Source organism: Rhodanobacter ginsengiterrae, from assembly GCF_050026815.1.
GTDB lineage: Bacteria > Pseudomonadota > Gammaproteobacteria > Xanthomonadales > Rhodanobacteraceae > Rhodanobacter > Rhodanobacter ginsengiterrae.
Genome location: NZ_JALBWO010000056.1, coordinates 350,435 through 370,333 on the forward strand (window position 1 = coordinate 350,435; position 19,899 = coordinate 370,333).

A 19,899-nucleotide genomic window follows, 5' to 3' on the forward strand; every position below is an offset into this window, starting at 1 on the left:
ACCATATCGGGGGCGCCGCCAACTAGAATCGTCCCATGCAACCCGCGCAATCGCCCCCCTTCGACGGCAAGGCCTTCGTTCACACACTCACTTCCGCGCCCGGCGTCTATCGCCACATCGATGCGGCTGGCGAGCTGCTCTACGTGGGCAAGGCCGGCAACCTGAAGAAGCGCGTTGGCAGCTACTTCCTGAAACCCCGGATGGAGCCGCGCATCGCCGCTATGGTGGCGCAGATCGCCCGCGTCGAGATCACCGTGACGCGCACCGAAGGCGAGGCGCTGCTGCTGGAATCGCAGCTGATCAAGTCGCTCAAGCCGCGCTACAACATCCTGCTGCGCGACGACAAGAGCTACCCGTATATCTACCTTTCCACGGGTGAGGACTATCCGCGGCTGGCCTTCCATCGTGGTGCGAAGAACCTGCCGGGCCGTTTCTTCGGACCTTATCCGAGCACCTACGCCGTGCGCGAAAGCCTCAGCCTGATGCAGAAGCTGTTCAAGGTGCGCCAGTGCGAGGACAGCTATTTCCGCAACCGCACGCGGCCCTGCCTGCAGTACCAGATCGGTCGCTGCAGCGCGCCGTGCGTGGCGCTGATCAGTGTCGAGGACTACCGCAGCGACGTGCGCCACGCCGAAATGTTCCTGGAAGGTCGCAGCAATGCGGTGATCGACGAACTGGCCGAGGCGATGGAGCAGGCCAGCAAGGCACTGCAGTTCGAACGAGCGGCGAAACTGCGTGATCAGGTCGGAGCCCTGCGCCAGCTGCAGGCGCAGCACCACGTGCAGGGCGCCAGCGCGGACATGGACGTGATCGCCTGCCGCATCGAAGCGGGCATGGCCTGCATCAGCGTGCTGTTCTTCCGCAACGGCATCAGCCTGGGCACGCGCGAGTTCTTCCCGCGACTGCCGCTGGATGCCGAGCCGGCCGATGTGCTGGCGCAGTTCATCGCGCAGTACTACCTCGACCGACCGGTGCCGCGGGAACTGATCCTGGGTGAAGCGCCGGCCGATCGCGACATCCTGGTCGAGCTGCTGAGCCAGCACGCCGGCCGCGCGGTGGAGCTGAAATCCAGCGTGCGCGGCGATCGCGCGCAATTCCTGCAGATGGCCGAGCGCAACGCGCAGGCTTCGTTGACGGCGCGACTGGCCAGCCGGCAAACCCTGGGTACGCGCTTCGATGACCTGCAGAAGCTGCTCGGGCTGGAAGCACCGCCGCGGCGCATCGAGTGCTTCGACATCAGCCACACGATGGGCGAGTTGACCGTTGCCTCGTGTGTGGTGTTCGGTCCGGAAGGGCCGGAGAAATCGCATTATCGCCGCTTCAACATCGCCGGCATCACGCCCGGCGACGACTACGCGGCGATGCATCAGGCACTGACCCGGCGCTTCCGCAAGGTGGCGGAAGGCGAGGGCGTGCGCCCTGATCTGCTGCTGATCGATGGCGGCGGCGGTCAGGTGGCGCAGGCGCTGGATGTGCTGAATGAACTGGGCGTCGTCGGCATCGAGGTGGTCGGCGTGGCGAAAGGCCCCGGTCGTCGCGCAGGCGAGGAAACCCTGGTGCTGGCCCGGCTCGAACCGGGAAGCCCGGGTCGCGAGCTGCATCCGGGTTCGTCCTCGCCGGCGCTGCATCTGGTGGCGGCGGTGCGCGACGAGGCGCATCGCTTCGCCATCAGCGGTCATCGCAAACGTCGCGAGAAGGCGCGCGAGCGCAGCGTGCTGGAGGACGTGCCCGGCGTCGGCGCACGGCGGCGTTCGGCGCTGCTGAAGGCGTTTGGCGGTATGCAGGGCATCGAGGGCGCCGGCGTCGAGGAGTTGATGCAGGTGAAAGGCATCGATCGCGGGCTGGCGGAGCGGATCTACGCGAGCCTGCATGGCTGAACTCCGGCAAACCTGTTCACTCGGCAGTAGCGTGCGGGCGTGCGAAACTGCAGCAAATCATTCGGACCCATCATGCGCATCAACCTGCCGACCTGGCTGACCCTGTTCCGCGTGGCATTGCTGCCGGTGATGGTGGTGGTCTTCTATCTGCCGTTCAGGGGCCACAACATCACCGCGGCGATCGTCTTCGTGCTGGCCGCATTCACCGACTGGCTGGACGGCTATCTGGCCCGGCGGATGAATCTTACCTCGGCGTTCGGCGCGTTCCTCGATCCGGTCGCCGACAAGCTGATGGTGGCGGTCACCCTGTTCCTGCTGGTCGAGTCGCATCGCGGTGGCTGGCCGGGCATCCTGATGGCGGTGACCGCTGCGGTGATCGTGGGCCGCGAGATCAGCGTTTCGGCGTTGCGCGAGTGGATGGCCGGGATCGGCATGCGCGCCACGGTGAAAGTCGCCTTCATCGGCAAGTTGAAGACCGTCATGCAGATGGTCGCCCTGGTGGTGTTGATCGTGCAGCACGAGAAGGCTGCCGAGGCCTTGCGGCTGTACCACATCGGCGAGGCGCTGCTGGTGATTGCCGGCGTGCTGACCATCTGGTCCGGCGTGACCTATCTGCGCGCCGCGTGGCCGCTGCTCAGCAGCGATCTGCAGAATCCGTCGGCGGGCGGCAATGAGAATCCCTGAGCGTCAGCGCATGCCGGACCAAGTCCGGGCTTGACGATCCGCAATCACGTATTAGAATGCGCGGCTCCAATGCGGGAATAGCTCAGTTGGTAGAGCACGACCTTGCCAAGGTCGGGGTCGCGAGTTCGAGTCTCGTTTCCCGCTCCAGTTCGAAATCGAGGCCCCGACATGTTCGGGGCCTCGGCATTTCGGAACCCGGATGAAATCCCTTGCCGAATTTGCCGCCGAGGCTATTCACAAGCAAATCTGTTCTGGTATGATTCGCGGCTCAGATGCGGGAATAGCTCAGTTGGTAGAGCACGACCTTGCCAAGGTCGGGGTCGCGAGTTCGAGTCTCGTTTCCCGCTCCAGTTTCAACGCAGAACCTCGGTTTTCCGGGGTTTTGTTTTTTCGAGACAACCTGCGATCATCACGATCGCACTCACGAAGCAATGGCCTGGTGGCAGAGTGGTCATGCAGCGGACTGCAAATCCGCGTACGCCGGTTCGATTCCGACCTAGGCCTCCATTGCCCGATTGGCTGTCCTCAGCCCTGAAACCCGCCTTTGGCGGGTTTTTTTGTTGGACGCAGAATTTCTGCTTGCACGAAGAAGTGGCGCGGCTGGCATGCTGACTGGAGTATCAGCAAGTCGTGGCCGCCACTTCGCTGATGGGACTGTCGGCCGGCGCTCGGCGCTCTGCCCAGCGCTGGAAGTCGTCAGCAGCCAGGGGCCTGCAGATGAGATATCCCTGCATGAGATCGCAGCCCAGTTCGCGCAGTACGTTTTCCTGTTCCGCCGTTTCCACGCCTTCGGCAATCGTGGTCATGCCGAGGCGACGGCCCACGTCGATCACGAATGCCGCCAGCGGATCGGCGATGGTCGGCTGCAGCGTGCCGATGAAAGAGCGATCGATCTTCAGTTCGTCCAGCGGCAGTTGCTGCAGGTAGGCAAGCGAAGAGTAGCCGGTGCCGAAATCGTCGAGAGCCAGTCGGAACCCGATCGCGGAAAGTTGCTGCAGGGTGTGCAGTGCCGCGTCGAAATCGCCGAGCAGGGCACTCTCGGTCAGCTCGAGGGTGAGCACCGAAGGCTCGAGGTCTGCCGCCGCCACTTGCGCGGCGATGTTCGAGACGAATTGCGGATGGGCAATTTGCCAGGGGCTGATATTGATCGAGATGCGCCCGCCGAAATCGAGACCCAACTCTCGCCACTGGCGAATGTGCTGGCAGGTACGCTCGATCACCCACGCGCCGATGGCGTGCACCAGGCCGGTCTCCTCGGCGATCGGAATGAAACTGGCCGGTGAAATCTGACCGAGTCTGGCGTGGCTCCAGCGCAGCAATGCCTCGGCGCCCACCAGCGTTCCATGCATGTCCACCTGCGGCTGGAAGTGCAGCGAGAAGTCCTGCTGTTCCAGCGCCGTGCGCAGTCCGCGCTCCAGCTCCAGGCGTGCATCGGCGTCGCGCTGCATGTGCGGCAGGAACAAGCGTGCCGCATTGCGACCGCCGGACTTGGCGCGATACAGGGCGATGTCCGCACAGCGAACGACATCGGCGGGGCCATGGCCTTCCTCGGGAAATACCGCCACGCCGATGCTGGCACCCACGCCGAGAATGCGGTTGTCGATCGCCAGCGGCGCAGCCAGTCGCCGCAGCATGCCTTCGGCCAGGCCCATCGCGCGCGCTGCCGCGCCTTCGGCATCGGCATCGGAGGCGCCCAGCAGCACGACGAATTCGTCCCCGCCAAGACGGGCCACGGTGGATGCGGCGGGCGCCACGGCGAGCAGGCTGTCGGCGATGCTCTCCAGCACCCGGTCGCCGACGTGATGACCCAGCGAGTCGTTGATGGTCTTGAAGTTGTCGAGGTCGATCATCAGCACCGCGCCGTACTGGCGCGACTGCGTCGCATCGGCGATCAGGTCGGCGAGGGAATACAGCGCCCGCAGCCGGTTGGGCAACCCGGTCAACGCATCGTGGTAGGCGGCGTGGCGCAGGTCGAGCTCGGTTTCGCGACGGATGTCCGCCTCGGCGCGCAATTCGCTGGCCGTGCGCTCCAGTTGCAGCGCATGTCCGTGCAACTGGCTGGCCAGCGAAACAGCCATCAACATGACGAAGGACAGGAAGGCGAACGCGTCCAGCGATGGGTAGGGCCTGCCCAGCGTGCTGACCACGATGGCACCCCACAGCAAGGCAATGAATTGCACCAGCAGGCACACACCCAGCATCGCGCCGCGCAGGCGCTGGCCGTCCAGGTATTGCCGTGCCGCGCTGTACAGCGCCCACATGAAAATCACATAGCTCGCCCAGCGGAAGCCATCACCCGCGAGGGAACGCGTGCCGTCAAGGGTGAACAGCGACTCTCCCCACGGCAGCACCAGCGTCGGGCCTTCGTGCAACTCCGTGTCGAATACGGTGTAGGGCTCGACGAGATTGAATGCGAACATGGCCAGTGCGGCGAGGCAGACCGCCATCAAGACATGCCGGGTGGCCGGTTTGCCGGTGTAGCAGCCGACGAAGACCATCAGTGCCGGCAAGGCCAGGATGGCTGCACCGGTAATGATGCGCAGGCCGCGAACGGCGGGAGCCAGCGAGGTGGCGACGTTCATCAGGACATTGCCGAGCGCCAGCGTGGCCAGGCACGCCGCCAGAACAGCGAAGGCAAGGTGGGTGAAGTCGTGACGCTGGCGCACGCCGATCACCAGAAATTGCACGGCGGCACCGTAGGCCAGGGCAGCGATCGCCAGCAGCGAGGCCGTGAAATAGCCAAAGCCGGGATGCATCGCCGCCGCTTCCATATGACTCCCCCAATCCGCTTCAGGCCGACGGATCCCTGGCGCGTAGCGTACGCCATACCCGCCGGAAAGTGGTCCGCACCAGGTCAGACGTGCGAATTTCCCGCGGTAATTGCAGATTTTTGTGCGAGACCCGTTGGCGGAACCCTTAAATTCCCCTACATTCAGCGTGCCGTGAGGCACTCAAACAATCCATCACATCTAGACGAGGGGGAAATTCATGGCAAAGGCACAGAAAGCAGCGGCCAAGAGCAAGCCGGCACCGAAGGCGAAAGCCGCACCGGCCGCTCCGAAGCCGATCAAGGAAGCGCTGAACAAGACCAGCCTGGTCGCGCACATCGTGGAAGCCAGCGGCGTTGTCGCCAAGGACGTCCGTGCGGTGCTCGCCGCGCTGGAAGGCGCGGTTGCAGGTTCCGTGCACAAGAAGGGCGTGGGCTCGTTCCAGCTGCCCGGCTTGCTGAAGATCACTTCGGTCAGCGTGCCGGCCAAGCCCAAGCGCAAGGGCATCAACCCGTTCACCAAGGAAGAGCAGTGGTTCGCGGCCAAGCCGGCTTCGGTCAAGGTCAAGATCCGCCCGCTGAAGAAGCTCAAGGATGCAGCGGCCTGATAAGCCCCTGTTAGTTACCCAGCGTCTGTTGTCTCAAAAGTGCGGCGGCCTTGTCTGCCGCACTTTTTTTGTGCGGCGATCAGGCATGGGTACATGCCTGGTGCCCGGACCCGGAATCGAACCGGGATACCCGTGAGGGTGAGGGATTTTAAGCGGCAGGATGAATCCTGCACCGGACACCTCTCGGCTTGGATACAGCTTGCTGTAGCGGGTTTCCCCTCGGGTCAACGCCTTGGATGATATGCCGGTGCGCGATGCAAACCGCCCCGGTTCCCGTTCGCTTGGCTCCTAGCCGGCTCCTGGAAATCGGGGATTTTCAGGAGCACCCAATGGCCAAGATCAAACTCACCAAGACCGCGGTTGAAGCCGCGCAGCCGCAGCCCTCCGACGTTGAACTCCGGGATACGCTCGTCCCCGGCTTTCTCTGCAAAGTTACACCAACCGGGAGGAAGGTGTTCATGCTCCATTACCGCACAAATTCGGGCGTGCGGCGCAAGCCATCGCTTGGATTGTTCGGTGAACTGACCGTCGAGCAGGCTCGATCGCTGGCCCGGGACTGGCTGGCAGAAGTTCGGCGCGGCGGCGACCCAAGCCACGAGAAATCGGAAGCCCGGAGGGCACCGACGGTCGAGGAACTTTGCGTCCGATTCATGGAGGACCACTCCAAGCCGCACAACAAGCCGAGCACGCAAAAGACCTACCAGTACCATATCGACAGCTACATCGTCCCGGCCTTCGGCAGCAAGAAGGCTCATGAGGTCACGCGCCACGACATCACCGCGTTGATGAAGCGCCTGGAGAAGTCACCCACCCAAGCCAACCGTGTGCTGTGCTGCGTCCGCAAGATGTTCAACCTGGCGGAGCTTTGGGGTTACCGTCCCGATGGCTCGAACCCCTGTCGCCATGTGCCCAAGTACCCGGAGAAAGGCTCGACTCGGCTCATCACCGACGAACAGATGGTCAACCTGTTTGCCTATCTAGAACGAGCCGAAATCGAATGCCTGGAGAATCCCATCTACCTGCTGGCTGTCCGGCTGCAATTCGAGTTTGCCGCCCGTATGTCGGAGATTCTGTTATTGCAATGGGATTGGCTCGACCTGCCCAACAGTCGCGTGGTCTGGCCGGACAGCAAGACCGGCGATATGTCCAAGCCCATGAGTGAGGAAGCCCGGTGGCTGCTGTCGAATGCGCCGCACTACGGCGACTCGCCCTATGTCTGCCCTGCGATTAGGGATCACCGCAAACCGTTGAGTCCCGGCTCCTACGACCAGGCGTGGCGGCGCTTCCTTGACAGGGCCGGTGTGCCGAGGGTCGGTACTCACGGCATCCGCCACCGTTCGGCCACCGACATTGCTAACTCTGGCATCCCGGTCAAGGTCGGCATGGCGTTGACCGCGCACAAGACTGTGGCGATGTTCATGCGCTACGTCCACACCGAGGACGATCCGGTGCGCAAGGCCGCCGAACTGGTGGCGAGCCGCCGCAAGTTGATTATCGGTGCATGCCGGGAACCGGAGCAGGTGGCCGTGTGAGCAGCAGCCAGCATCCCATCTCGTCGGTCCCGATTGTCGTGACGGCGACACGACAATCGGGCCGGCCACGTTCCCCGCGTAGGCACCGCGTCGGGGTCTGGAAAAGTGTACCCGTTTCGGGTATAGTTTGGAGGTCAAGATGACGCTCATCCTCAAGCGGAAGGATTTTGCGCGGTGGCAGGCAGGCGAGAAGCTGCCCGATACCGCCTTGTGCAAGGCGGTCAAGGAGATGGAACGTGGTCTGATCGACGCGGATTTGGGCGGCCACCTTTACAAGAAGCGGGTGGCCCGTCCCGGTGGCGGCAAGAGCGGCGGCTACCGCACGCTGCTGTCGGCCCGGATTGGCAGCCGCTATGTGTTCCTGCATGGGTTCCCGAAAAGCGACAAGGCGAACATCACGCAAGACGAGAAGAAGGCGCTGCAATTCGCCGGCAAGGTATTTCTGGATCTGTCTGCGGAAGACTTGTCGAAGGCGTTGCAGTCAGGCGTGTTATTGGAGGTGCATTGTGAGCAAGATCATTGAATCGCTGCGTGACGACCTGGCCGCGCTCCACGAAGTGGGTGCGATCAGCAAGGTGACGATGCGCGAGTTCGACGCGATTTGCCCGCCGCCGGTGCGGGAGTTCAGTGCTGCCGACATCAAGCACCTACGCGAAGCCTTGAAGTTCAGCCAGCCGGTATTTGCGCATCACCTGCATACCACGGCGTCGACCGTGCGCAAGTGGGAGCAAGGTGACACTCGGCCCGCCGGCCCGGCACTCAAACTGCTCAACGTCATTGCCGACAAGGGACTCCAGGCCATCATCTGACGCTTGTTCGTATCCGCAGATCCGCCGTAGCTAGGGTACGTTTGCTTTCGTAGTTCTTGAGTTGCCGACCTTCCTGCTTGCGTGCATAGCAAGGACATTCTGTACAAATCGAAATCCTGTGTTTCTCGCGGCAAATGCTGCAACCAGGTACTGACCGAGGAACCAGACTACGCATATCAAAATGCGTGACGGGTCGATACCGTTGAAATACATCACGGCGGGAACCGCAAGAACGAGAATCAGCGACATCGCCGCGATGTCGCGGAACAGCAAGTAATTCTTGTGGCTATCCGCGACCGAGGGGTCGGAATCGACTTGCTTGTAGAGGCCGTACCACTTGGCGTTCTGGTCCCGTGCGCCAACCGGAAACTCGCCGACATGCTTCTTGAGTGTCGCCAGGTCAATCCGATGATCTGCCGGCGCGTGTACCGAAAACGCCCTGGAGCCTGGGAGCGGGTACTTGATGCGCCAAAAAACGAGGATGGCCTTGACGTTTGCGGAAATGAGCGATGAGAGGATCAAGGCAGGAATCGGTAGCAACGTGGTCAAGCTGCCACGAATCACCGCCAGTCGAGTCGGCGTCAAATCTTCCACTGTCGTATGAAATGCCCAGACCAAGAGAACCAGACAATCCAAGACGAGCGTCGCCACCAGCCACGCCAGATTGCGGCCCTTGAGCGTTTTGCTGCTGTAGTCTTTGGTGTCTTTCATCCGCGATGCTCGGTTTCAATAGTGAAGTTGCGGTCATCGACTCGAATTTGAATCGTGCCATCGCGTCGTGTTGTCAGCACGCGCCGATTTTTTCCCGTAGTCGCGACGATGACGCCGTTTGGCCAGTGGTCGATGACACGTTGCCGATAGATCTGGGTCATCCGTTGCGTATCGTGGACGATGGCCTTGTCTGACATGACTATCGCCTGCGGGTGACAGTAGTTGAATGCCTCAGCACAATAGCCGTTCTCCCGCCCATGATGAGAAGCGACAAGGATGGTGGTGTCAATCAGCTCGGCTCGGAATGCCGGCTGTTCGAGCAGCGCAAGCCAACCGTCTTCTTCGAGATCACCCGGGAACAGAATCTTGAACGCCCCGTACTTGAAAAACACCGCCATACTCAGGTTGTTGGTGTCATAGAAACGCGGCGTGGAGTTCCAGAAGGCTCGGAATGTTATGCCGCCCATGTACTGATCGAACGGGGCATCCACCGGGTGGACATAGCCGGCATGAATATCCAGGTATCGCTTGATGTCCTCGGTAACCGGACCGCCAGCTTCTTTGATGATTCGCAGCACGTCAGGCGTAACGCTGCGATTTCTGATGAAGGACGAGACTGCAATGCCCTCCTGCCAGAGGTTATCCAGGTCGCTGATGTGATCGAGATCGGCGTTCGTGACGAACAGGTAATCCAGCACGTTGCGCTGGAGGTAATGCCGAATGTAGGTGCTCGGCTTCCAGCCAGTAGCGCCGTTATCCCCTGAGTCAATCATTGCCAGATGCCCTTCCACACCAAGAGGTGAGCGATGCGTGAGCATCGCGCATGCTCCATGTTGCACGTCCCACATCTTGAGGATCATTTCGCCAGGCATGTCAGCGCACCATCCCTTGGAGGATTTGAACGTCCTTCTCACCCACGATGAGCTGCACGGCCGGCAACCCATCGTCGGCCATGCCGAGCGCCAGGTGAACGAGCTGTACAAAATCGTCCCGGCTTGGTGAAGCCGAATGCCCTGGCGGATGGCTGTGCCATTCGCCGATATAGCGAACCATGCCGGCAGTTCGTTCAGAAGCATCCTTGACGGCTTCGGCGAGCCCCGCGATGCCCCGTTCGAAAAAGGCTGGACTGGCCTTGCTGTCCGAGGGAGCAGGAAGCCCGGCGACGACAACTACGGCCTTGATGTTGAAATCGTAGTAGCCAAGCAGCACGCCACCCGTTTCGTTGGGAAAACCCTGCTGACGCCATTGGCGCAACTGTTGTACGGCACCTTCGTCGATGTACAGGCCGAGCTCGCCAGGCCCAAGGCGCTGTTCTGGCCTCACAGGCACATCGTGTACCTCAATGGCGCCGCACACCGGATCACGCTGCCAAACGCGAATCAGGGCGTCCTCGCTTACCGCAGCAGCCTGAACCTGCTCGGCCAGCGTGCTCGAATGTCCCAGAATGCGCGAGTACGGCATCACCAGTGAAATGTCGCGACAACTCGCTCCGCTCCAGAACGTGCCGGTATGCCCCGCAAGATGGTTTTTGCCCCAGTCCTGCTCGATCAGCGCGCGGTAATACTGCGCCTCCAACGTGCGAAGTCGCTGCATGCGCTTTGCATCCTCGGCAAGCAACACGGCCGCATTGCCATCGGGTGTGACAAAGACGGAGAAGTGCCGTGGCAAGGCATCGACGGCGCTCGTGGCCCGCGGGTATTCAAGGATGGTCGAGGCATCGACGACCAAGGTCGCACCGGTGAGCGCCTGTGCAACAGGCTCCTGTCCAAGGTCACAAGCGTCAGCCACGATGGGGGTGATTTGGGTGGCTCCTTGCATCACTGCGGCATGCAAATCAGCGGCGACCGCAGCCTTGGTTTCGCCGATGTGCTGTGCGTAGGCCACATGACGGGAAAGGTTATGCGGCTTGATGTGGTCCTTGTCGATGACGGTCCAACGTCCCCAACCGCTGCGACCCCACAGGTTCAGCAACGCGCTACCGAGAGAGCCGGCGCCGACCAATACCCCCGTTGGACCTTCTTCCGTGATGCCGGACTGACGTCGCGCGGCGGCACCGTCGTTCTGTATCAGCACGTCCATCGGCAGCAGGAGTTGGTCACGCCATGCCGTGGACGGCTGCTGATTCAGCAGGTCTTGGTAATACCGCTTTTCATGTACCAGCAGCGCGCCACAGGCGACACCGAGTTCGAGCGTGTTGACTGGCACGAAGAACGCGCGGCGAATGCTCCCATCCGGCTCGGCGTCGGCCGCGCGACGGATCGGGATATGCAAGAGAATAACGGTTCCCGTGTCGTTGCTCGAAGCAGTGGCCCCTGCTTGGCCGATCCCAGCCTGTAGACCCGCGCGCAAAGGGCCAATGAGGTCCACATTGCGTCGCGTCAGAAGATCGTCCAACTCCCCCAGTGTCACCGGATCGCGCTCGATGAAGCCGTGAACGATGGGCGGCAAGATCAGTTCAATATGCTTGGCGGTCTTGGCCTGCGGAATGTTTGGTGCGACGGGCACCAAAAAGCAGGTGAATCCTTCGTCTGGACGTTCTTCCTGGCGGACGACGACGAACTGTTGGCCCGGATTCTGCCGCAACCTATCCAGATTCCACGGCAGGACAAGTTCGTACTTGCTCGCGAAGAACAGGTGCTCCACCGGCTGGTCTGCCGGATGCAGTTCTCCTCGGGCACTTTTTTCCAGCCACCACTGGATGCGTCGGAGAAATGCTTGCGGCGTCCAGGTGCGCATCACCGCCGCAGCCGGCTCGAAGTACAGGCAGAGACTTGCTGGCGCGCCTGGCACCCCTTGGTTCTGGTGCATCAGGACGGGAAAGTCCTGGCGCAATGCAAGAACCTCGATCAGTTTCTTGGCGTCATCTGGCACACATAGTGCCAGGCGCTCGCGATATTGGATGCCAGTCGGGTTCTTTGGCGGTACGTCATCGCACTCGACCTCCACGACAAGGCATTCACGCGTGGGGTTGCCCTCAACTGGATGGCGAAGGATTTGGACGAGCGAATAGTCGCGCTGACGCTGAATTGCATCGAGCAGCGCCTTCGCACGGGGAATGGTTAGTTCGCTGGCTTCCTTGATCTCTACGACGTTCGCGAGTTCGTGGTACGCCTCAGCCATCATCCCGCTCGCCAGCCTGCGCGCGGCGGAGTCGAAACGATGATGGCCGGCGCGCCGATGGATGCCGAGCGCTTCCACGTCACGCCGCCACTCGCAATCTCGAAAACGATCGGCTCGGGCCTGTTGGCGTTCGGTTCCTCCATCGTCACCAGAAACTTGCGTCCGCCCACTTCCCTCAAATAGCGTTCGTAGGCGTTGCGAGCCTGGATGTGCGGTGGCTGCACTTGCTCGTAGGATTCCCTGATGTCGGGAATGGGCTTGCTGCAACTAACGATGTAGGCATCGCGCTTCCCTTGCAGCAACAGTTCCTTGACCAGTGGTTTCGGCTCGGTCTCCTTGTCGCCTTTTTGACCCTCTTCGTTGAGGGCCAGATAGCTGCAATGGTGCGGAATGTTGTAGAGATCCCAGGCAAGGCGATCCTCGTTCTTGTGGTACTTCGTGGTACCAACGATGTCCTCCATTTCCTCCCACGTGGCATCGCCCACCTCCAGATAGTCGTAGTGCGCGCCGTCTGCCCGGAAACGCACGTTGAATACCAGCGAGGCGCGGTTACGGATGATGTCGCCGTCGTCGCAATGCTTGATGAAGGGGGAATGGCAGAAGAACTCGACGCCATCGTTGGCGAGCGTGAACCCCGGGACGAGGGTCCCGGCGTCAATGAAAAGGTGATCGCGCGCCGTAGCTGCTTCTCCTCGCTCTTTCAGTAGAGGCTCCAGCCAGTCCATCAGCAGCTGTGGTTTCGAGAACACCAGAATGTCCTTGCCTTCGAGCAGCCGGTGCCGGGCCTCCTGCCGGAGCAAGACCGACTCTTCTTGCTGGTGATCCTTGTCGGCTTCTTCCAGCAGCATGGCGGCGGGCACCCAAAGCTCCTGAATCTTGATTCGACCTTCGCCCTGGTACCTCTTGGCGTGCTGAAGTTCGAAGAAGTCGGTGCTGCCCTGGATGTGATCCAAGTCCGCGTGGGTGAAAGCGACAACGTCGAAATAGTCGTGATCGACGGCCTCCAAGTCCTCCTTGAGGCGAGCTTTGAGGTCGATCTCCGGAGTGTCAGCATCTTCGGCCTTGTCGCGGTGACAAAAGTCGAACAGAACGCGACGACCACCGGATAGGACGATCTGGGTGGTGTCCCCATTGCCCACCGGATAAAAAATGACTTTATGCACGTCTGCCACGGGATACTCCTTGTTCAGGAACGGTGGGCAGCGTGAACGGGTTAGCACTCTGCCGACGAGAGTGCTAACACTATATGTGCGTATGAAAATCAGGTCAATACACTAGATATAGTTTGTCAAGCCCCATTATTGGATGGGTGTCGCAGAAACGTGGGAGCGTCCCGGCGTGCCGCCGTCGGGCTCGCGGGCTGCGCCCCGCGCCTTGTGCCGAGTCGCGGCCATTCGGCTTTGATCCCTGACGTCTCCGGCCCTTGGCGGGCCTGCGCGCTCCGCTTGCCGGCGTTGTGGCGTAGTGGTGGCGGTCTTGCTGTTTCCCTTCACGGTAGAACGGCGTTCACGCCGTCAAGGGCTGCGCGTGCCAGCACGCTTGCGGCCTGGCCGTCTTCGCCCCTGATTGCTTGCGCCGCGCCGTGAGGGCACCGGTTCCGGGCAATGCCGCCCGAGCAACCGGAGCACGATCATGTCGCACTTTTCTTCCCCTTCCGAATCCTCACTGCTGGTGCACGACGCACGCGGTCGTTATCTACCGGCGACAGCGGACCAGATTCTACTGGCGGCTCGCCAGTGGGCAGTTTGGCTGCTGGCGATAGTCAGTTTCGCTGGCGAAGCTGGTTAATTGCCGTGGTGAAGGAGGGCAGGGCCGGCGTTTTGCCCTTTCTGGCGTTTGCGCCAGGCGTTACCGCAAACAACCAGCACTAGAAACCTCACCCCCTTTTCTTCACCTGACCGCCACGCCGTAGGCGCCCCAAGGGCTGCGGCCGCGGCCGGCCAGTGCCGGAAGCAAAGGGAGAGGCGCATTGCGTTGAGGCGTGGACAGGGCAGCTTGGTGCGCCCTGACGGGCTTCCAAGCTGCGCCTGCGCCGATAGTGACCGCTCGGCTGGCTACGTCAGCCTGCGCGGCCTACGTCGCGCGTGTGCGCGTCCACGCGGGACGCGGGCCGAGTTGGCCCGCTTTGTCCCCCACCGGCGAAGCCGGCGGCTCCCCCTGTCGCCTCTGCCGTGGCTTCCCGTGTCAAGGGCCAGTCGCCGACCCGGGTTGTCGCCTGCGGCTCCTGCCCGCGCCAGTCGGCTTCCTACGCGCCCTGCGGGCACGTCCCTTGACACCGCCACGGCGCCGGCAGGCCCGGTTCCCGTTCGAAAGCTGACGCGCCCGTACCGGGCGCTGCGCTTTCGGCGCTACCGAACCCAAAGGGAAAACGTGATGACTACTCGCAAACCGTATGCCGATGATTCGCTGCTGGGCCGCTTGAGCGATCGGGGCGTGAATGCTTTGTCCGATGTGGAACTGCTGGCCGTGGTCGCCGGCGCTCCCCACGCAACACAGGTGGACGCTTTCCGCCGCATGGTGTGCGAGGCGGGCAGCCTGCAGGCCGTGGTGTATGGGGAGGCGGGCATGAGTGAAGCACAACGCGCACGCGTGGCCGCAGCGGTGGAGTTGTCCCGGCGCTGCATGTACGAACAACTGGCACAGCGGCCGAGTCTGGGCAATCCCCGCGACAGTGGCGATTACCTGCGCGCGCGCCTGCGCCACCTGCCGTATGAAGTTTTCGGCTGTCTGTTTTTGGACAACCGGCACCGCGTGCTGGCGTTTGCCGAGTTGTTTCGCGGCACCATCGATGGCGCCAGCGTGCACCCGCGCGAAGTGGTGCGCGAAGCCCTCAAAGTCAACGCGGCCGCCGTGATCTTCAGCCATAACCACCCCTCGGGCGTGGCCGAACCCAGCGCTGCCGATCGCGCCATTACCCACGAGCTGCGTGATGCCTTGCAGCTGGTTGGTGTGCGCGTGCTCGATCATCTGGTGATCGGCAGCGGCGAGCCGGTGTCGATGGCCGCCCGTGGACTGATGTAGTTTCGCTGAACCTTGTCCCGCGGCCGTGTGCATGGCTCGTCTGACCGGTCGCGTGCGTGGGTTGTCGTCAGGGGCGCTGGCGCAGCCTGACTCATATCATCGAGACCCTCAATCCGATGGCCGCAACCATCCGTCGGGGTTCTTCCACACGATCTTGCTCTCGCTGAGCTGAAAGCGGCGCGATGCGCCGGGGCTTTTCTCGAACCGGGCGCGGCAGGTCTACCGCGCCCGGATTCAACGTCCACGGCAAAATCGCCCCGTCGCCGCCTTCGACCAGGCGGCGACGGGGCGGGCGCGCAACAGCCTTGCGCGCGGTACGGCCAGTCGGTGCCCGCTGGCGCGGGCAAGGTTTTGATGGCGCCCCGCCGCAATAGGCGGAGCTTGTGGGGCTACGCCCCAGCTTGCTGCGGCAGGTTGTGCCAAAGCGTGCCGTCCTCGACGCTGGCGGTCCGCCGCCTGTACGCCACGAAGGTCGGTTCACCGACACGCCGCCCAGCCTTGCCCTATGGAGCTTCCACGCCACGCCTCAAGCACGTCGCCGCAAGCTGCGGCAAGGAGCGTTCTCGCCCGTCGTTGGGGTGTTGGCCTTCCACGTCAGGGCACGAGCCGGTGAAGCGGTCACACGGGGATGCCGAGTCAGCCATATCTCCATCCAGGACAGGCGGCCCGTGCGTCCTTGGCTTGTCGTGAATCCTGGCGGGGGCGCGGCTGCGCCTTGGGCTTCATGGCCGCAACCTTCCAGCGCAAACAATTTCCCCGCCGCTACGCGGCTTCCTCGCGCAGCAAATTCTTTGCGCTTCCAGGTTCTCCACGTTGTTGCGACCGCTGCGCGGTGCGGCCAGCCCATCCCCCGCCGGCCGGCTCACAACAAGGACGCACTGGCGCGACCTTGTTCAACCCGAAAGGAGAAACATCATGGCTAACATCGGTACCTTCACCGCAGACAAAGACGGCCTCACCGGCACGCTCCGCACCCTGACGCTCAACGTCAAGGTCAAGCTGGTTCCCAACGACAAGGGCGACAGCGAGAACGCCCCCGACTTCCGCGTGCAGGCGGCCGGCCATGACATCGGCGCAGCGTGGAAGAAAGTCAGCAAGGCCGAACGGCCCTACGTGTCCGTGACCCTCGACGATCCTTCGTTCCCGGCAACCGTTTATGCTCGCCTGATCGAAAGCGAGGACGGCACGCACGACCTGATCTGGTCGCGCAGCAAACCACAACAGGCGGACTAACCGCCACCACGGCGCCCTGCCCCTTGCGGCGGGGCGCCGTGCTGCCAGAGGCAGCACGGCAAAAGCTACGCGCCGGATGCCGCGAGTTGGCTTTCCGTCGCACTCATCAGCGCCGCCGTGCTGCACTCCAGCGCGCTGGCGATCTTGAAGATGATCGCCAGCGTGGGCATGTGCTCGCCGCGCTCGATCTTTCCCAAATGGGAACGCTCGATCCCGGCCTGGTTCGCCAGCAATTCCTGGGCGACGCCGCGCTCCGTCCGCAATGCGCGCACCGCCGCGCCGAACGCCCGGGCCAGTTCGGCATCGAAGGTGGTGGCGCCGGCCGGTCGGCCGGGTTGGACGGGGCGCTTCTGCATGGACAGAAGCGTCCGGTCGAGGGACAATTAAAACCACGTTATCTTTAACTCATTGGCGGCAATTTAGCCTGTTGCCGTGTTACTGAAATCCGCTTTGACGGATTTCGACAGAACCGGAGAGCCGCTTCCGTGTCTTTCCTGATATGCACCATTGCGCATCGACGTTTCCGTGCATGTACGGATTCGATGGCTTGCGCCTTCGCGCCTCCGCACGGAAACACACATCCGCTTCGACACTTCCGCGTCTTGGCGGTAAAGCGTATCCACGCATCGTTGGTTTCGTGGGATTCCTGACCATGATCCAGCCGCTCGTTACCGACGAACAACGCACGCAACTGCTCGCCGTCGGCGAGGCACGCGCTGCTGGCCAGCCCATCGACCCGATGCCGGTGGTACGACTGTTCACGCCGGACGCGCACGCGACCTGGCTGCTGGCCGCGCTTGACCCCACCGACGGCAATACAGCTTGGGGGTTGATCGATCTTGGCATCGGGATGCCCGCGCTGGGCGTGGTGAAACTGTCGGATCTGGCCGCTATCGTCGGGCCGCTCGGGCGGCCCATCCTGCGCGACCTGTATTTCCACGCAGCACGGCCGCTGTCCGGGTATGTGCGGCTGGCACAGCTTGACGGTTCGATTCCCGACTGATCGCGCGTTGCTTCCTTTCTTTCTTGGTCTGGTTCGATACCCGGATTGTCTGAAACGCCACTCTTGCGTGGCGTGGTGGTCTGCCTGACCGAAAAAGTCACGATGTGGGACGCGGCTTGCGGCAGGGTGTTCCGTGCTGCGTGCGATTCGCGCATGCAGCGCCGTCACGATTCGGACTGCACATGCAAGATGCCGGAGCCTATCGGACTTGACGCTGCTGGTTACTTTACCTCGTGCCTGATGACGCCTTGAAGTGATGCCGTAGTCCCTGCACAGCGACGACCGTGGCGATGTTCCTGCTCAATGAGGGGAGCGTGCATCATGGCCGATCGAAGCGCCGAGCCTTGGTATCCCATCGCCGCGTATCTCTACGTGCTGCACCTCGACGGCCCTGCGCTGGCCTGGGAGTACCTGCGCAGGAACCCCGACTATCGGCGCGAATGGCTGCGCCATCGTCGCCGATCCGATGCGGCGCACGCCTGGGGCCTGCGCCTGCTCGAAGACCCGGCGAGGGATGCGCGCGATGCGCATCCCGCCTGGTTCCCCGACCACGACAGCGTGCTCCAGCTCTATCCAGAGGTCGATCCGCCGCCGGGTGCCGTCGTCTTCGCCTTCTGGCGCATTCCCGGCCACAAATGCCTGCTCCACGACGGTAAGCGTCTCATGCTGCTGGCGCGTTGGCCCGGTAGCTGCCTGCGGCTAGCGCTGGCACCGGGCCTTGCGGACGGCATGGCCTACGTCCATGTCCTCCGCGCCAGCGCCTCGGTCGGCACGCTCCAGCGCGTGTTGACGGCGTGGCTGGAACAACGGGCCGCCATTGGTAGCGTCGCGCCTTCGGCATTGGCTCGCAGCCGTCCCACGCCTGCCGCGCTGCTGGAACTGCACACCCTGCAGGCGCTCGACGCGACCCTGGCGGGCGCGTCCTTGCGCGAAACGGCGGCGGGACTTTTCGGTGTCGATACGGTCGCCGAAAGCTGGTACGCCGACGGCGGCCTGCGCTCGCGCGTGCGTCGCCTGGTACGCCGGGGCCAGACGCTGATGCACGGCGGCTATCGCCGCCTCGCACAACTCGAATGACCTGGGGAGGGTCATTTTGCCTGCGCTGCAAAACGACCCTCTGCGCAACCCGCCGCTTTTCCGAGACTGCCTCCATCCGGCCGCACTGTCGCCGCCGGTGCTCCCAATCGATGGAGGCTTCCCACATGCGACCCACTCCCGTGCGGCCCTATGCCGCCCATGCCGTTGCCCCGCAACCCGCCGCAACCACCCAGCCGCCGCGCTACCTGACCAACGAAGAAGCCGCCGACCACCTGCGGCTGTCGCCGCGTACGCTGGAGAAGCAGCGCGTGCTGGGCGGCGGCCCGCGCTTTCGCAAGTTCGGCCGACGCGTCATGTATGCCGTCGCCGACCTTGATGCCTGGGCCGATGCGCGCAGCTTCGAGGCCACGTCCGATCCCGAGTACGCCGAGCGTCACTCGGCCGACAGCCGTGCGCGCTGACCGGCGGTGCGTGGGCGGCCATCGCCATGTCCGGACCCGCACGCGAACAGCTGGCGTTGTTCCGCGCGTTGCCGGGAGACATGGCGCCGCGCGACAGCCAGGACCTGATGGCGTTTCCGTTCTTCTCGCTGGCCAAGTCGCGGCGCATCGCTCCGATCGACTTTCGCTCCGGACGCGTGATCGTGCGCGTGGAGGGTACGCAGGAGCACGGCATCGCCACGATCTGGGACGCCGACATCCTGATCTGGGCCGCGAGCCAGGTCGTGGAAGCCCGCGACGCCGGCATCCCGACCTCGCGCCTGATGCAGGCCACGCCTTACGAGATCCTGCGTTTCATCGGGCGCGGTACGTCGCTGCGCGATTACCAGCGCCTCAAGGCCGCGCTGGATCGCCTGCAATCGACGACGGTGGCCACCTCGATCCGCGAGACCACCGGGCGGCGCCTGCATCGGTTCTCATGGATCAACGAGTGGAAGGAGCGGGCGAACGCCAAGGGCATGCCGCTCGGCGTCGAACTGATCCTGCCGGACTGGTTCTACGCCGGCGTGCTCGACGCCGCCCTGGTGTTGACCATCGACCCGGCATACTTCCGGCTCACTGGCGGCATCGAACGCTGGCTGTATCGCCTCGTGCGCAAACACGGTGGACGCCAGGCCGGTGGCTGGCAGTTCGACTTCGCGTACCTGTATCGCAAATCCGGCAGCATGGCTCGGTTCTACGACTTCGCGGCCGACCTGCGTGCGCTGGTGGCGAAACAATCCTTGCCCGGCTACGTGCTGGGCATCGAGTGGATGTCCGACCGCAAAGCGGAGCTGCTGACCTTTCGGCCCGTGCCGTACACAGCACGGGGATAACTCGGGAACAAGCGGTGAATGGCCTCGTGCTATCAGACAACCAAAGTATCGTGCTATCAGGCAACACATCCTCGTGCTATCAGGCAACAAAATCGGCCGCAAGCCCAGTCACCACGCGGATTTGCGTGGTCTCTAACTTATCTAACCTAAAAACACTAACAGGTAATAGCGCCACGCCGTT

18 protein-coding genes and 3 tRNA genes are annotated in these 19,899 nt (G+C 62.9%); 15 read left to right on the top strand and 6 right to left on the bottom strand.

Annotation, left to right across the window (positions count from 1 at the left end; genetic code table 11):
• The first annotated feature begins 35 nt into the window (after positions 1-35).
• The 5 genes from uvrC to ACQGNJ_RS14485 all read left to right on the top strand — a co-directional run bounded on the left by uvrC (position 36) and on the right by ACQGNJ_RS14485 (position 3,068).
• Positions 36-1,877, top strand: a complete 1,842-nt coding sequence (gene uvrC, locus ACQGNJ_RS14465; protein WP_426689943.1) for an excinuclease ABC subunit UvrC — start codon at positions 36-38, stop codon at positions 1,875-1,877.
• A gap of 72 nt (positions 1,878-1,949) precedes the next feature.
• On the top strand, positions 1,950-2,561 hold the full coding sequence (pgsA, locus tag ACQGNJ_RS14470) for a CDP-diacylglycerol--glycerol-3-phosphate 3-phosphatidyltransferase (protein WP_426689944.1): 612 nt from the start codon (positions 1,950-1,952) through the stop codon (positions 2,559-2,561).
• A 71-nt stretch (positions 2,562-2,632) separates the two neighbouring features.
• A tRNA-Gly gene (locus ACQGNJ_RS14475) sits at positions 2,633-2,708 on the top strand.
• A gap of 127 nt (positions 2,709-2,835) precedes the next feature.
• Positions 2,836-2,911 (top strand) — tRNA-Gly (locus ACQGNJ_RS14480).
• An 83-nt stretch (positions 2,912-2,994) separates the two neighbouring features.
• A tRNA-Cys gene (locus ACQGNJ_RS14485) sits at positions 2,995-3,068 on the top strand.
• Positions 3,069-3,181: 113 nt separating this feature from the next.
• Here ACQGNJ_RS14485 and ACQGNJ_RS14490 read toward each other — a convergent pair.
• A complete protein-coding gene (locus tag ACQGNJ_RS14490; protein ID WP_426689945.1) occupies positions 3,182-5,317 on the bottom strand; it encodes a putative bifunctional diguanylate cyclase/phosphodiesterase in 2,136 nt (711 codons plus the stop codon).
• Between the two features lie 232 nt (positions 5,318-5,549).
• Here ACQGNJ_RS14490 and ACQGNJ_RS14495 point away from each other — a divergent pair, with 232 nt between their 5' ends.
• From ACQGNJ_RS14495 to ACQGNJ_RS14510, 4 genes are all read left to right on the top strand, one after another.
• Positions 5,550-5,936 (top strand): HU family DNA-binding protein, encoded by a 387-nt coding sequence (locus ACQGNJ_RS14495; RefSeq protein ID WP_426689946.1) that lies wholly within the window; start codon positions 5,550-5,552, stop codon positions 5,934-5,936.
• 329 nt (positions 5,937-6,265) lie between these two features.
• On the top strand, positions 6,266-7,468 hold the full coding sequence (locus tag ACQGNJ_RS14500; protein ID WP_426689947.1) for a tyrosine-type recombinase/integrase: 1,203 nt from the start codon (positions 6,266-6,268) through the stop codon (positions 7,466-7,468).
• Positions 7,469-7,607: 139 nt separating this feature from the next.
• Positions 7,608-7,991, top strand: coding sequence for a type II toxin-antitoxin system RelE/ParE family toxin (locus ACQGNJ_RS14505; RefSeq protein WP_426689948.1), 384 nt, complete (start codon positions 7,608-7,610; stop codon positions 7,989-7,991).
• Positions 7,975-8,277, top strand: a complete 303-nt coding sequence (locus ACQGNJ_RS14510) for a helix-turn-helix domain-containing protein (RefSeq protein WP_426689949.1) — start codon at positions 7,975-7,977, stop codon at positions 8,275-8,277. The genes ACQGNJ_RS14505 and ACQGNJ_RS14510 overlap by 17 nt, the downstream gene beginning before the upstream one ends.
• A gap of 30 nt (positions 8,278-8,307) precedes the next feature.
• Here ACQGNJ_RS14510 and ACQGNJ_RS14515 read toward each other — a convergent pair whose 3' ends face one another.
• Genes ACQGNJ_RS14515 through ACQGNJ_RS14530 form a run of 4 tightly spaced genes read right to left on the bottom strand, consistent with a single transcriptional unit; the run spans position 8,308 to position 13,280 of the window.
• A complete protein-coding gene (locus ACQGNJ_RS14515) occupies positions 8,308-8,988 on the bottom strand; it encodes a hypothetical protein (protein ID WP_426689950.1) in 681 nt (226 codons plus the stop codon).
• Positions 8,985-9,860, bottom strand: a complete 876-nt coding sequence (locus ACQGNJ_RS14520; protein WP_426689951.1) for a ComEC/Rec2 family competence protein — start codon at positions 9,858-9,860, stop codon at positions 8,985-8,987. Before ACQGNJ_RS14520 ends, ACQGNJ_RS14515 begins: the two co-directional genes overlap by 4 nt.
• Before the next feature lies 1 nt (position 9,861).
• Positions 9,862-12,186 carry an anti-phage 6A-MBL system cap2_3 protein gene (locus ACQGNJ_RS14525; RefSeq protein WP_426689952.1) on the bottom strand — a complete coding sequence of 775 codons (2,325 nt, stop codon included), beginning with the start codon at positions 12,184-12,186 and terminating at the stop codon, positions 9,862-9,864.
• Complete coding sequence (locus tag ACQGNJ_RS14530) at positions 12,108-13,280, bottom strand: anti-phage 6A-MBL system MBL-fold protein (protein ID WP_426689953.1); 1,173 nt, start codon at positions 13,278-13,280, stop codon at positions 12,108-12,110. Before ACQGNJ_RS14530 ends, ACQGNJ_RS14525 begins: the two co-directional genes overlap by 79 nt.
• A 1,201-nt stretch (positions 13,281-14,481) precedes the next feature.
• Here ACQGNJ_RS14530 and radC point away from each other — a divergent pair.
• Together radC and ACQGNJ_RS14540 are read left to right on the top strand one after the other, a co-directional pair.
• Complete coding sequence (radC, locus tag ACQGNJ_RS14535; protein ID WP_426689954.1) at positions 14,482-15,129, top strand: RadC family protein; 648 nt, start codon at positions 14,482-14,484, stop codon at positions 15,127-15,129.
• Positions 15,130-16,044: 915 nt separating this feature from the next.
• Complete coding sequence (locus tag ACQGNJ_RS14540; RefSeq protein WP_426689955.1) at positions 16,045-16,362, top strand: DUF736 domain-containing protein; 318 nt, start codon at positions 16,045-16,047, stop codon at positions 16,360-16,362.
• A gap of 65 nt (positions 16,363-16,427) precedes the next feature.
• Here ACQGNJ_RS14540 and ACQGNJ_RS14545 read toward each other — a convergent pair whose 3' ends face one another.
• The gene (locus ACQGNJ_RS14545; protein WP_426689956.1) at positions 16,428-16,718 is read right to left on the bottom strand and encodes a helix-turn-helix domain-containing protein; all 291 of its coding nucleotides are present in this window, start codon (positions 16,716-16,718) and stop codon (positions 16,428-16,430) included.
• A gap of 296 nt (positions 16,719-17,014) precedes the next feature.
• Here ACQGNJ_RS14545 and ACQGNJ_RS14550 point away from each other — a divergent pair, with 296 nt between their 5' ends.
• From ACQGNJ_RS14550 to ACQGNJ_RS14565, 4 genes are all read left to right on the top strand, one after another.
• Entirely contained in the window at positions 17,015-17,365 is a 351-nt protein-coding gene (locus ACQGNJ_RS14550; RefSeq protein ID WP_426689957.1) for a DUF2958 domain-containing protein, read from the top strand.
• Positions 17,366-17,686: 321 nt separating this feature from the next.
• Complete coding sequence (locus ACQGNJ_RS14555) at positions 17,687-18,442, top strand: DUF7011 domain-containing protein (protein ID WP_426689958.1); 756 nt, start codon at positions 17,687-17,689, stop codon at positions 18,440-18,442.
• Positions 18,443-18,567: 125 nt separating this feature from the next.
• Positions 18,568-18,864, top strand: a complete 297-nt coding sequence (locus ACQGNJ_RS14560) for a helix-turn-helix transcriptional regulator (protein WP_426689959.1) — start codon at positions 18,568-18,570, stop codon at positions 18,862-18,864.
• 26 nt (positions 18,865-18,890) lie between these two features.
• Entirely contained in the window at positions 18,891-19,718 is an 828-nt protein-coding gene (locus tag ACQGNJ_RS14565) for a replication initiator protein A (protein WP_426689960.1), read from the top strand.
• Positions 19,719-19,899: the final 181 nt, after the last annotated feature.